This window comes from Vreelandella zhuhanensis (assembly GCF_009793355.1).
GTDB lineage: Bacteria > Pseudomonadota > Gammaproteobacteria > Pseudomonadales > Halomonadaceae > Vreelandella > Vreelandella zhuhanensis.
The window spans coordinates 347,494-360,749 of record NZ_WTKP01000003.1; the positions used below are offsets into that span (position 1 = coordinate 347,494).

At 57.0% G+C, this 13,256-nt stretch carries 11 protein-coding genes; 8 read left to right on the forward strand and 3 right to left on the reverse strand.

All coding sequences use genetic code 11. The features are described from left to right. Window positions 1–61: 61 nt before the first annotated feature. Window positions 62–1,036 carry an HTH-type transcriptional regulator CysB gene (gene cysB, locus GPM19_RS05935; protein ID WP_160417947.1) on the forward strand — a complete coding sequence of 325 codons (975 nt, stop codon included), beginning with the start codon at window positions 62–64 and terminating at the stop codon, window positions 1,034–1,036. Between the two features lie 24 nt (window positions 1,037–1,060). Here the strand turns inward: cysB and GPM19_RS05940 are convergent, their stop codons facing one another. Together GPM19_RS05940 and pabB are read right to left on the reverse strand one after the other, a co-directional pair. Continuing rightward, the gene (locus GPM19_RS05940; protein ID WP_160417948.1) at window positions 1,061–1,681 is read right to left on the reverse strand and encodes a phosphoadenosine phosphosulfate reductase domain-containing protein; all 621 of its coding nucleotides are present in this window, start codon (window positions 1,679–1,681) and stop codon (window positions 1,061–1,063) included. A 136-nt stretch (window positions 1,682–1,817) separates the two neighbouring features. Next, on the reverse strand, window positions 1,818–3,173 hold the full coding sequence (gene pabB / locus GPM19_RS05945; RefSeq protein WP_160417949.1) for an aminodeoxychorismate synthase component I: 1,356 nt from the start codon (window positions 3,171–3,173) through the stop codon (window positions 1,818–1,820). A gap of 251 nt (window positions 3,174–3,424) precedes the next feature. Here pabB and GPM19_RS05950 point away from each other — a divergent pair, with 251 nt between their 5' ends. The 6 genes from GPM19_RS05950 (at window position 3,425) to GPM19_RS05975 (ending at window position 11,906) form a co-directional block, all read left to right on the forward strand. Further along, on the forward strand, window positions 3,425–4,153 hold the full coding sequence (locus GPM19_RS05950) for a GntR family transcriptional regulator (protein ID WP_160417950.1): 729 nt from the start codon (window positions 3,425–3,427) through the stop codon (window positions 4,151–4,153). A 77-nt stretch (window positions 4,154–4,230) separates the two neighbouring features. Further along, window positions 4,231–5,121: a methylisocitrate lyase gene (gene prpB, locus GPM19_RS05955; RefSeq protein ID WP_160417951.1), complete on the forward strand. Its 891-nt coding sequence runs from the start codon at window positions 4,231–4,233 to the stop codon at window positions 5,119–5,121. Between the two features lie 114 nt (window positions 5,122–5,235). After that, a complete protein-coding gene (gene prpC / locus GPM19_RS05960; protein ID WP_160417952.1) occupies window positions 5,236–6,363 on the forward strand; it encodes a bifunctional 2-methylcitrate synthase/citrate synthase in 1,128 nt (375 codons plus the stop codon). Between the two features lie 103 nt (window positions 6,364–6,466). Continuing rightward, entirely contained in the window at window positions 6,467–9,067 is a 2,601-nt protein-coding gene (gene acnD, locus GPM19_RS05965; RefSeq protein ID WP_160417953.1) for a Fe/S-dependent 2-methylisocitrate dehydratase AcnD, read from the forward strand. A gap of 101 nt (window positions 9,068–9,168) precedes the next feature. Next, complete coding sequence (gene prpF, locus GPM19_RS05970; RefSeq protein ID WP_160417954.1) at window positions 9,169–10,347, forward strand: 2-methylaconitate cis-trans isomerase PrpF; 1,179 nt, start codon at window positions 9,169–9,171, stop codon at window positions 10,345–10,347. A gap of 74 nt (window positions 10,348–10,421) precedes the next feature. Beyond that, entirely contained in the window at window positions 10,422–11,906 is a 1,485-nt protein-coding gene (locus GPM19_RS05975; RefSeq protein WP_160417955.1) for a bifunctional 2-methylcitrate dehydratase/aconitate hydratase, read from the forward strand. A gap of 64 nt (window positions 11,907–11,970) precedes the next feature. Here GPM19_RS05975 and GPM19_RS05980 read toward each other — a convergent pair whose 3' ends face one another. After that, window positions 11,971–12,249, reverse strand: a complete 279-nt coding sequence (locus tag GPM19_RS05980) for a ComEA family DNA-binding protein (protein WP_160417956.1) — start codon at window positions 12,247–12,249, stop codon at window positions 11,971–11,973. Between the two features lie 302 nt (window positions 12,250–12,551). Between GPM19_RS05980 and pyrF the strand changes: the two genes are divergently transcribed. Beyond that, window positions 12,552–13,256 (forward strand): orotidine-5'-phosphate decarboxylase, encoded by a 705-nt coding sequence (pyrF, locus tag GPM19_RS05985; protein ID WP_160417957.1) that lies wholly within the window; start codon window positions 12,552–12,554, stop codon window positions 13,254–13,256.

The window sequence follows — 13,256 nt, forward strand, 5'->3', positions numbered from 1 at the left end:
GCTATATCAAGCCTGTTATCAGGATGGCAAACGTTCGTGAGAAAGGCTACGGGAGGGGAGCATGAAATTACAACAATTACGCTATATCTGGGAAGTGAGTCGTCACAATTTGAATGTGTCGGCCACTGCGCAAAGCCTCTTCACCTCTCAGCCGGGTATTTCCAAACAGATTCGATTGCTGGAAGATGAGCTTGGCGTGGAGATATTCGCCCGTAGCGGTAAGCACCTGACCCGGGTGACGCCTGCAGGGGAGGCTATTATCGAGCTGGCAGGAAGAGTGCTGCGTTTGTCCGAAAACATCAAGCAAGTGGCTCAAGAACACAGTGATGAGCACCGGGGTAGCTTGTCTATCGCTACCACTCATACTCAAGCCCGCTATGCCTTGCCGCCCGTGATCAGCGAGTTCACCCGTAAATATCCCGATGTGGCCCTGCATATGCAGCAAGGTACGCCTAAGCAGATTGCCCAGATGGTAAGTGAAGGGCAGGCGGATTTCGCCATTGCCACCGAATCGCTGGAGCTTTTCACGGACCTCATTCTATTGCCATGCTATCGTTGGAACCGTTGTGTGTTGGTACCCAAAGGTCATCCTCTGGAAACCCTTGAAGGCCCGCTTACCCTGGCAACTTTGGCAGATTATCCCTTGGTGACCTACGTTTTCGGTTTTACCGGTCGTTCTCAACTGGATGATGCCTTCAAGGCTCAGGAGCTTACGCCTAATGTGGTGCTGACAGCTTCTGATGCCGATGTGATCAAGACATATGTACGTCTGGGGATGGGGGTCGGTATCGTTGCGCACATGGCGGTGGACCCGGCGTTGGACGGCGACCTGACGGTGGTGGATGCAAGCCACTTGTTTGCCAGCTCCACCACCAAGATCGGCATCCGTCGGGGCACCTTCATGCGCGGTTATATGTACGATTTCCTTGAACGCTTTGCACCGCACCTTGACCGTAACCGAGTCGATGCGGCACTGACGGCGGGTCCGCGACATGAACAAGCGCTATTCGAAGGCCTGGAGCTGCCTGAATATTAAAAGTACTGCCTGAAAGCCAATCGGTCAGTGCTGAAGATGTAGGCCGCACTCGCGTTTGTCTTCCACCTTGGTGGGGTCGAAATAATCGAAGTTATTGGGCAAGTCGTGAGCCTGTAGATACTGGTACATCTCGCGTGCCGTCCAGTGAAGTACCGGGGCTACCTTCAACAGTCCATCAGCATTACGCGATACCGGCTGCATGCGTGAGCGCTCAGGAGTGTCTTCGGCGCGCAGGGCGGTAATCCAGACGTCCGGCTGCATTTCACGCAACGCCCGCTCGAAGGGTTCCAGTTTCACTTCCTGAGTGAATGCCGTGTGGCGCGGGTCCTCGATATCGGGTACCAAGCCCTCCACAGCTTCGCGGTGGGCGCGTGAGCGACGCGGCAAGTAGGTGATCAAATTGAGGTTCAGGCGCTTGGTGATGTCGTCGGCAAATTGATAGGTGGCCGGCGTGTTGTAGCCGTTATCCATCCATACCACCTGAATATCCGGCTGAACCTGGGTGACCAGATGCAGAATCACCGCTTCGAAAGGGCGAAAATTGGTGGTGCAGATAGCGTGCTTGCCGAGGCCCAGCGCCCATTCGGTCAAGGCTTTCGGGTCGTGACCCAAGTCACGATTGATAGTGTCCAGATCCAGGGTCATTGGGGTCTCCGGTGGCAATCAGAAAAACAGACATTGTCGATATGCCTAGCCTATCAAAGGGGCTTGGCCTCTCCCCAATACCGTTTGGTTAGGGTTTTATATTCCTTTTTGATTTATAGAAACCGATTTTTATGCCCTATTCAAGGGCGCCGATTAAATGTCGAATCTTGTCGAGTGTCTCGGTATATTCTTCGGCCTCCACTGAGTCCGCTACCAGCCCACCTCCGCCCCACACATGCAGCTCACCGGCATCGGCGATGACGCTACGAATGGCAATAGAGGTATCCATGTGGCCGCGCCTATCCACATAACCCAGGCTGCCGCAATACATACTGCGCTGGCTGGGCTCTAGTTCGTCGATGATCTGCATGGCACGCACCTTGGGGGCTCCGGTAATCGAACCGCCGGGGAATGCCGCTTCCAGTAAGGCAAACGGGGTGCTGTCAGCGCTTAATTGCCCCTGCACCACGCTGACCAGATGATGAACATTGGGATAGCTCTGGAGTTTGCACAGTTGAGGGACGCGGATGCTACCAGGCTGACAGACACGTCCCAGATCATTACGTAACAGATCCACGATCATCACATTTTCCGCACGATCCTTTTCGCTATTCAAAAGTTGGCTTGCCAGCGTTCGATCCTCTTGTGGGGTCTTGCCGCGCGGTCGAGTGCCCTTGATTGGATGGGTTTCCACCCAAGGATGGCGGCATTGAAGAAAACGCTCGGGAGAAAGGGAAAGTACCGCCTTGTCTGCCCACGCCATGTAGCCCGAGAAAGGGGTCGGGGTAGCATTGCGCAGGCGCAGGTAGGCTTGCCATACATCGCCTGTATAGGGGGCATGAAAGCGCTGAGCCAGGTTGATCTGATAGCAATCCCCGGCGCGAATATAACGTTGAACGGCTTGAAAGCGCTGGCCATACGCCTGACGGTCCAACTCTGCAGTAAACGCCTGCAGCAGGGTAAACTCGGAGGAGGCGGGGGGTGGCTGTGCAAGCCATCTTTGAACCTGCCGGCCACGTTCGACCGTTGCTACCAGCCAGGCTTGCTGGCAATGATGATCCTGGATGATCGCCCAGTCATACAGACCCAAACGGCAGGCCGGCAGCTGAGTCACGGCCTTGCCTGTGGCGTCAATGGCATGTAGCCGGCGACCCAGGTCATAGCTCCAATAGCCGAGTAAACCGCCTAGGAAAGGCAAGTCGCTTTCGAGCGTGATAGGGGGGAGCTGCTCCAGTAGTTGCTGCTGGGCCTGAAAAACATCAAGGTCGGCGCCGTATTCTTCCAATAAAGGCGGTGTGCAATGCAGCCGGCCTTGCTGCGTCACTTCCATCAACGCTAGGGGGTCGCTGCTCATGATGTCGTAACGCCCCGACGTGGCAACGGGACGGCCGCTATCCAGCAGGATCGCGCCGGGACGTTGACGCAACCGCGCAAACAACGCCAGGGGGCTGGAAGAATAAGGCAGGGCAGTGATCATTAATGGCGTTGTCATAAAGCAAAATGCCTGGCCGATTAGAGGCGACACATTCTAGGCGCGATGAATCGATGAGGCCAGCAAGTGAATATGATGACTTTTTCACGCAATGCTTAGAAGCTTAAAATCACACTGATTGTTGACAGTCAGGCGGTTAAGAGCTCGTTAAAATACAACGAAAGATGTATGACATCGCCCCCTATGGCTTATTGACGCCATCGTTACAGAAAGCTAAAGTCTTTTCATTACTCAATTGTCGACAATTTTCCATGACGCTATTTGATTCCGGCTTAGAAAACCAGGATACGACCAGCACCGAAACGCTCCATCCCGAAGTGCGTACCTTGGCTGAGCGCGTATTTCATCAATTGCAGGATGCCATTGTGCGCGGCGAGCTTGCGCCCGGCAGCAAGATCACCGAGCCGGGCCTTTCCAAGTCGTATGGTATTTCCCGGGGGCCGCTACGTGAAGCCATGCGGCGGCTCGAAGCTCATCGACTGATCCAGCGCGTGCCGCATGTCGGTGCGCGAGTGGTGCAATTGTCGATGAAAGAGCTGCTGGAATTGTTCGATGTTCGCGAAGCCCTGGAAAGCATGGCGGCGCGCTTGGCGGCCGAACATATGAGTGCCGAGGAAATCGCTGGTCTTCGAGAGGTGCTGGCGGTCCATGAGCGTCAAGCCGATCTGCGCCGGGGAGAAGCCTACTACCAGCGCGAAGGGGATCTGGACTTTCACTTTCGCATCGTTCAGGGCAGTCATAACCACATGTTGATGACATTGCTGTGCGATGACCTTTACTACCTGGTCAGGTTGTACCGCACCCAGTTCAGTGCCAGTGGCACCCGGCCTCAACTGGCGTTTGTCGAACATCACCGAATCGTGGATGCCATAGAAGCCGGTGATGCGGAATTGGCCGAATTTCTCATGCGGCGCCATGTCAGCGCCTCCAGAGCCAATGTAGTGGACCGTTACGCAGCAGCACTTGAACAACAGACTTGACTATCAGAATTGAACAATCGGCTTGAAAAGCCGACCCAGGCGTCGCGTTGACGTCGGACAATCATCAGGAGACTTGTATGACTCAACAGACGCCAGGTGCCCGTTTTCGCGCAGCCCTCGAAGCTAATCAGCCGTTACCGATCGTGGGAACCATTAATGCCTATACGGCGATGATGGCCGAGCGGGTAGGACATAAGGCGATTTACCTTTCCGGTGGCGGGGTGGCCAACGCCTCGTTCGGCTTGCCTGACCTGGGCATGACCACTATGAACGATGTGGTGCAAGATGCCCATCGCATCTGTGGCGCTACGGATTTGCCGTTGCTGGTGGACATCGACACCGGCTGGGGCGGCGCCTTCAATATCGCCCGTACCGTCAAGGAAATGCAGCGCGCCGGTGTAGCTGCCGTGCATATCGAAGACCAGGTTGCCCAGAAGCGTTGCGGTCATCGTCCTAACAAGGCAATTGTCTCTCAGGCCGAGATGGCCGACCGCGTCAAAGCCGCCGCTGATGCGCGCATGGATCCGGACTTCTATCTGATCGCGCGTACCGATGCCTTCCAGAAAGACGGACTGGATGCCGCTATCGATCGTGCCAATGCCTGTATCGAAGCTGGTGCCGATGCCATTTTCGCCGAAGCCGTGCATACCCTTGAAGACTATCGCGCCTTCTGCGAGCGAGTTGATGCCCCGATTCTGGCCAACATCACCGAATTCGGCGCCACACCGCTATTCAGTCAGCAGGAGTTGGGTGACGTGGGTTGCCGCATGGTGCTGTACCCGCTTTCCGCCTTCCGCGCCATGAACCAGGCCGCGCTCAAGGTTTACCAGAGTATCCACGAAAAGGGCCATCAGCGTGATGTGATCGAGCTGATGCAGACCCGCGACGAACTCTATGATTTTCTTAATTATCATGATTTTGAGCAAAAACTTGATGCGCTGTTCACTGACCAGAACGATGCCGAATAACTGTCGGTGCGCACAGCGACGACACAAGCAGCTTTTAAAACAGAAGGTTTTGAAACAATAGCGTTGTAACGAACGCTCTTACAACGATAAGTGCATTATCAAGGAGATACCAGAATGGCAGATAAACCGACTAGTGGCGCAGGCCTGCGTGGCCAGAGTGCAGGTACCACCGCCCTATGTACCGTTGGCCAGACAGGTTCCGGCCTGACCTATCGTGGCTTTGACATCAAGGTATTGGCGGAAAAAGCCCGTTTTGAAGAAGTCGCTTACCTACTGCTCAAGGGAAAGCTGCCGAATCAGGCCGAGCTGGACGCTTATATCACCAAGCTGAAAGGCCTGCGTAGCCTGCCACAGGCGCTGAAAACGGTATTGGAACAGATTCCGGCCTCCGCCCATCCGATGGATGTAATGCGCACCGGCGCCTCCATGCTGGGCAATTTGGAAACCGAAGAGAGCTTCGAGCAGCAGCAGGATGCCTCGGACCGCTTGCTGGCCGTGTTGCCTTCGATTATCTGCTACTGGTATCGCTACTCGCACGATGGCATTCGCATCGAGACCGAGACCGACGACGATTCCGTGGGCGGACACTTCCTGCATCTGCTACGCGATGAGCCGGCCTCCGAGCTGCACGCTCACGTAATGAATGTCTCGCTGATTCTGTATGCCGAGCATGAGTTCAACGCCTCGACCTTCACGGCGCGCGTCTGTGCCTCGACGCTTTCCGATATGCACTCCTGCGTGACTGGCGCCATCGGCTCGCTGCGCGGTCCCTTGCACGGCGGTGCCAATGAAGCCGCCATGGACATGATCGAAGACTGGACTTCTCCCGAGCAAGCCGAGCGCGAAATCATGGGCATGCTCGAGCGCAAGGACAAGATCATGGGCTTCGGTCACGCCATCTATCGCGAGTCCGACCCGCGCAACGAGATCATCAAACATTGGTCCAAGAAGCTCTCCGAGGATGTGGGTGACCAGGTGCTCTACCCGGTTTCCGAGCGTGTCGAGGAAGTGATGTGGCGCGAGAAGAAGTTGTTCTGCAACGCCGACTTCTTCCATGCCAGCGCTTACTACTTCATGGACATCCCCACCAAGCTGTTCACGCCGATCTTCGTCTGCTCGCGCGTCACCGGCTGGTGTGCTCATGTGTTCGAGCAGCGTGCCAACAACCGCATCATTCGTCCCAGCGCCGATTATGTCGGGCCGGAGAAAAGCGAATGGGTGCCGATCGAGCAGCGTGACTGATCCCACCCTGGCCGCTTGAGGCGATAAAGGCGGCCGTTTCCCGGTCGCCTTACTTTACTCAAGCACGACTCGAATCGAACACTACTCGGGATGACCTGACGCTATGAACACTGACTATCGCAAGCCTTTGCCTGGCACGGCGCTGGATTATTTCGACACCCGTGAGGCGGTCGAGGCAATCCAGCCGGGTGCTTATGCCAAATTGCCCTACACCTCACGGGTGCTGGCCGAAAATCTGGTGCGTCGCTGCGATCCGGCGATGCTGACCGATGCGCTCAAGCAGTTGATCGAGCGCAAGCGCGACCTGGACTTTCCCTGGTACCCGGCGCGGGTGGTATGCCACGACATCCTGGGGCAAACGGCCCTGGTAGACTTGGCAGGCCTGCGCGATGCCATCGCCGAGCAAGGCGGTGATCCCGCCCGGGTCAACCCGGTAGTGCCCACCCAACTGATCGTCGACCACTCCCTGGCCGTCGAACATGCCGGCTTCGAGGAAGGCGCTTTCGAGAAGAATCGTGCTATCGAAGATCGGCGCAACGACGACCGCTTCCACTTCATCAACTGGACCAAGACGGCGTTTGAGAACGTCGATGTCATTCCACCGGGCAACGGCATCATGCACCAGATCAATCTGGAGAAGATGTCGCCGGTGGTCCAGGCACGCGATGGCGTGGCCTTTCCCGACACCTGTGTGGGCACCGACAGCCACACACCAATGGTCGATGCGCTAGGCGTGATTTCAGTGGGCGTGGGTGGCCTCGAGGCCGAAAGTGTGATGCTGGGTCGCGCCTCCATGATGCGCCTGCCCGACATCATCGGTGTGGAACTCAGTGGCAAGCTCAAGCCGGGCATCACCAGTACCGACATGGTGCTGGCGATCACCGAGTTCCTGCGTCGCGAGCGTGTGGTAGGGGCTTATCTTGAGTTCTACGGTGAGGGCGCGGAGAGCCTGAGCGTGGGCGACCGGGCGACGATTTCCAACATGACGCCGGAATATGGCGCCACGGCGGCGATGTTCTACATCGACGGCCAGACGATCGATTATCTCAAGCTCACCGGCCGCGAAGACGACCAGGTCAAGCTGGTGGAAACCTATGCCAAGGAAACCGGGCTCTGGGCGGATAGCCTGAAAGATGCAGAGTACGAGCGCGTACTGACGTTCGACTTGTCTTCCGTGAGTCGTACCCTGGCCGGACCTTCCAACCCTCATGCGTTATTGCCCACTTCCGAGCTTGCTGCACGCGGCATCAGTGGCGTAGTGGAAAACGAAGAGGGAAAGATGCCGGATGGGGCCGTCATCATCGCCGCCATCACCAGCTGCACCAATACTTCCAACCCGCGCAACATGGTGGCGGCAGGGTTGATCGCACGCAACGCCAACAAGCTCGGCCTGACCCGCAAGCCTTGGGTGAAATCGTCGCTGGCGCCGGGCTCCAAGACGGTGAAGATGTACCTGGAAGAAGCCGAGCTCATGTCGGAGCTCGAGGATCTCGGTTTCGGTGTGGTGGCCTATGCCTGCACCACTTGCAACGGCATGTCCGGGGCGCTTGATCCGGCCATCCAGCAGGAGATCATCGACCGCGATCTTTATGCCACAGCGGTGCTTTCCGGCAACCGCAACTTCGATGGTCGTATTCATCCCCATGCCAAGCAGGCCTTTCTTGCCTCGCCGCCGCTGGTGGTGGCCTATGCGATTGCCGGCACCATCCGCTTCGACATCGAAAAGGATGTGCTGGGCCATGACCACAACGGCAATCCGGTGACGCTGAAGGACATCTGGCCCGCCGATGAAGAGATCGATGCCATCGTCAAGCAGGCTGTAAAACCGGAGCAATTCCGCAAGACCTACATCCCCATGTTCGATCTGGACAAAAGTGCCCGGGCCAAGATCAACCCGCTCTATGACTGGCGTGCTCAGAGCACCTACATCCGTCGTCCGCCCTACTGGGAAGGCAATATGGCCAGGCCCCGGGGCCTGACCGGAATGCGCCCGTTGGCGGTACTGCCGGACAACATCACCACAGACCATCTATCACCAAGCAACGCCATTCAGATGAACAGCGCCGCCGGTGAGTACCTGCACAAGATGGGCCTGCCGGAAGAGGACTTCAATTCCTATGCCACCCACCGCGGCGATCACCTGACCGCCCAGCGTGCAACCCTTGCCAACCCCAAACTGTTCAACGAGATGGTGCAGGAGAACGGTAAGGTCAAGCAGGGCTCTCTTGCTCGCGTCGAGCCGGAAGGGCAGGTAGTACGCATGTGGGAGGCCATCGAGACCTACATGTCGCGCAAGCAGCCCCTGATCGTGATCGCCGGTGCCGACTACGGCCAAGGCTCATCGCGGGACTGGGCGGCCAAGGGCGTGGCCCTGGCGGGCGTGGAAGCCATCGTCGCCGAAGGTTTCGAGCGTATCCACCGCACCAACCTGGTGGGCATGGGCGTACTGCCCTTGCAGTTCGAGGAAGGTACCACGCGCAAGACCCTGGCCATCGACGGTACCGAGACCTTCGACGTGCTCGGCGAGCCTGCACCCCGGGTCAACCTGACGCTGATCATCAATCGCGCCAACGGCGAACGCGAGGAAGTACCGGTGATCTGTCGCCTGGATACCGCCGAGGAACTGTCTATCTATGCCGCGGGCGGCGTGTTGCAGCGCTTTGCCAAGGACTTCCTCGAGTCTACGGAAGGCGCGACCGCCTGATTGCCGGGCCGCATGGCCGAGCACAGGCACTTTTTGTATAACGTCTAACCTCGACCCGGCGCCGGAAGGCCCGGGTCGAGCTCGATAAAAGGACATGATTCATGGTACATAAGCCTCAGATCAAGATTCCCGCTACCTACATGCGCGGCGGTACCAGCAAGGGTGTTTTCTTTCGTCTTCAGGACCTTCCCGAGGCCGTCCAGAAGCCGGGGCCCGCTCGGGACGCACTGCTTCTGCGCGTCATCGGCAGCCCCGACCCCTACCAAAAGCAGATCGACGGCATGGGTGGGGCGACCTCCAGCACCAGCAAGATGGTGATCCTGTCCAAAAGCACTCAGCCCGATCACGACGTGGATTACATGTTCGGCCAAGTCTCCATCGACAAGCCATTCGTCGACTGGAGCGGAAATTGCGGCAACCTCTCGGCGGCGGTGGGTCCCTTCGCCATCAGCAACGGTCTGGTGGACGCCGATCGCATTCCGCAGAACGGCGTGGCCGAAGTGCGCGTCTGGCAAGCCAACATCGAAAAGACCATTCTGGTTCGGGTGCCCATTACCGATGGCGCGGTGCAGGAAACCGGCGATTTCGAGCTTGACGGCGTGACCTTTCCCGCCGCCGAGGTGCCGGTCGCTTTCATGGAGCCGGCGGATGGCGAAGGCGCCATCTTCCCCACCGGCAACGTCGTGGATGAGCTGGAGGTGCCCGGCGTGGGTACGCTTACGGCGACGATGCTCAATGCCGGCATCCCGACCATCTTCGTCAATGCCTGGGATATCGGCTACACCGGTGCCGAGTTGCAGGAAGCGATCAACAGCGATCCCAAGGCACTTGCCATCTTCGAGACGATACGGGCCCACGGGGCGCTGCGCATGGGACTTGTCCCGGCTATTGCTGAGGCCGCCAACCGTCAGCACACCCCCAAGGTGGCTTTCGTCGCCCCGCCCCTCGACTATGTAACTTCGAGTGGCAAACAGTTGTCTACCAATGACATGGACCTGACGGTGCGGGCGCTGTCCATGGGCAAGCTTCATCACGCCATGATGGGCACGGCAGCCGTGGCCATCGGCACTGCTGCGGCCATCGAGGGCACTCTGGTCAACCTGGCGGCTGGCGGCGGAAAACGCAAGGCGGTCACTTTCGGTCATCCATCCGGCACCCTGCAGGTAGGCGCCGAAGCAAGCCTGGTCGACGGCCAGTGGCAGGTAGACAAGGCCATCATGAGCCGTAGCGCTCGAGTGCTGATGGAAGGCTGGGTTCGCGTGCCCGGTGATGCCTTTTAAGCTGTGCTACGCTGAACTTATACTCTCGATCAAAAGCGTATGCTCGATCGAAAACACCAACAGGAGCGAAGCGAATGAGCGCGACTGTCGAAGCCAATGTTCGTCCGGATTACGATGACGAACTGCAAAAAATTGCCGACTATGTTCTCAGTTATAAAATCGAAAGCAGCGAAGCCTGGGATACCGCCCGAAACTGTTTGATGGATACCTTGGGCTGTGGCTTGCTGGCGCTGCGTTTTCCGGAATGTACCAAGCACCTGGGGCCGCTTGTGGAAGGCACGATAGTGCCGCATGGCGCCCGCGTGCCGGGTACTTCCTTCCGCCTTGATCCGGTCAAGGCAGCCTGGGACATTGGCGCGATCATTCGCTGGCTGGATTATAATGACACCTGGCTGGCGGCGGAGTGGGGGCATCCTTCCGATAACTTGGGGGGAATACTGGCGGTGGCTGACCACCTTTCGCAAAAACGCCTGGCTGAAGGTGGTAATCCACTGACCGTGCGCGATGTGCTCGAAGCCATGATCATGGCCCATGAGATTCAGGGCGTGTTGGCGCTGGATAATTCCTTCAACCGTGTAGGTCTCGATCATGTGGTACTGGTGAAGGTAGCGACCACCGCCGTAACTGCCAGGATGATGGGTGCTAGCCGCGAGCAGCTGCTTTCCGCTCTTTCCCATGCCTTCGTCGATGGCCAGAGCCTGCGCACCTATCGCCATGCGCCAAACGCCGGCTCACGCAAGAGCTGGGCGGCCGGCGATGCCACTTCTCGAGGGGTACGCCTGGCGGATATTGCCATGCGTGGCGAAATGGGTGTTCCGGGCGCACTCACAGCACCGCAGTGGGGCTTCTACGACGTATTGTTCAGCCACACCAACAAGGATCTGGCGCTGAAACCCGAAAGCGAACGCAAGTTCAGTTTCCAGCGCGACTTTGGCAGTTATGTGATGGAGCACATTCTGTTCAAGATCTCCTTCCCTGCAGAGTTTCATTCCCAGACGGCTTGTGAAGCTGCCGTGACATTGCATCCACGGATCAAGGGTCGCCTGGACGAGATCCAGAAGATCGTGCTCACCACGCACGACTCGGCGATTCGCATCATTTCCAAGTCGGGTAAGTTGGCCAACCCGGCCGACCGTGATCACTGCTTGCAGTATATGACTGCGGTGCCGCTAGCTTTCGGCAACTTGGTGGCTGAGCATTACGAGGATGATTTTCACGCAGCTCACCCGATCATCGATCAGTTGCGCGAGAAGATGGAAGTGGTGGAGGATGAAGGTTATTCCAGGGATTATCATGACCCACAGAAGCGCTCCATTGCCAATGCGATTCAGGTCTTCTTCAAGGACGGTACTTCTACGGATAAGGTCGCCGTTGAATACCCCATCGGTCATCGGCGGCGACGTCCTGAAGGTATCACAGTGTTGGAGGACAAGTTCAGGCGTAACTTGGCGACGCGCTTTCCGCAGGGTCGCACTCATGAGATTTTCGAACTGTGTAAAGATCAATCGCGTCTTGAGAAAACGCCTGTCAACAAGTTTGTGGACTTATTTGTAATCTAAAGGCGTTAAGTATCGGTACAAGTGCCAAGCCCAACATCTTTGATGCTGGGCTTTTTCTAGGCTGTTAGAACGTTAGCTGCTCTTGCATGTTTTCAACCGTGGCCGGGCCAATGCCGCTAACTCTTGTCAGTGCTTGGGCGTCTGTGAAATCGCCATTGCTTGTGCGCTCTTCGATGATAGCGGCGGCACGGCTGGGACCGATGCCCGGTAGTTCGGCGAGAAGTTCTGCATCAGCAGTGTTGACGTTAATCGGAGCAACCTCTTGAGCAAACAACGATGTACCAATGCTCAAGCCCAATCCAAGCAAGAGCGCAGCAAAAAATCCCTTGAATGATCCTTTCATGATTATTCCTTCTTATGTAGAAAAGCTTATAAAAATAGCGATATAGAAACAGCTGCCGCTACCGCAATGCCCGACCGCTGTATTCTGAGTTGCGTTAGCTAGGCGAGATGACCACGCACTTTGTGTGGTCATTACCAACATACTCACCTGCGTAAAAATTACTGTCGGAAAAAGCCGCTTTTTCATGTAAGCCATTTACCTTTAATAAAGAAAGAAAATGCTTACATGCCAGGAAAACTCAATGGCTGGTGAGGTGCCGATAGACTGGTATACTTCAGAAAATTATTATTGGAGCTCTCATCGTGACGACTGAATCCCCTCTGATTATTGCGTTGGACTACCCTTCGCTGGATGCTGCACTGTGCATGGCCGATCAGCTGGATCCTCGGCATTGTCGAGTCAAGGTAGGCAAGGAGTTGTTCACGCGTAGCGGGCCGAGCGTGATCGAAGCGCTTCATGGGCGAGGCTTCGAGGTGTTTCTGGATCTCAAATTTCATGATATTCCTAATACCGTGGCGAGTGCCGTGCAGGCGGCCGCGGAGCAGGGCGTGTGGATGGTCAATTTGCATGCCGGGGGTGGGCGAAGGATGATGGAGGCGGCACGCGAGCGGTTGGCACAGCATGACCTGCATACGCATTTGATCGCGGTCACGGTGTTGACCAGTCTGCATGCCGAGGATTTGCGTGAAGTGGGCATTACGGCATCGCCTGCCGAGCATGTGGAGCGCTTGGCGTTACTTGCTCAGCAAAGCGGAATGCAGGGGGTAGTGTGTTCCGCCCAAGAAGCCGGTCGACTGAAAAACGTCTGTGGAGAAGACTTCTTGAAGGTAACGCCGGGCATCCGGCCAAGTTTTTCTGCAACCGATGATCAGCAACGTATCATGATGCCAAAACAGGCAATGGCGGCGGGGAGCACGCATCTAGTGATCGGCAGGCCAGTAACGCAGGCGAAAGATCCCATGGAGGCATTGGCTGCTATTCAAGCCGAGTTGTCGGTGTCTAGCTAG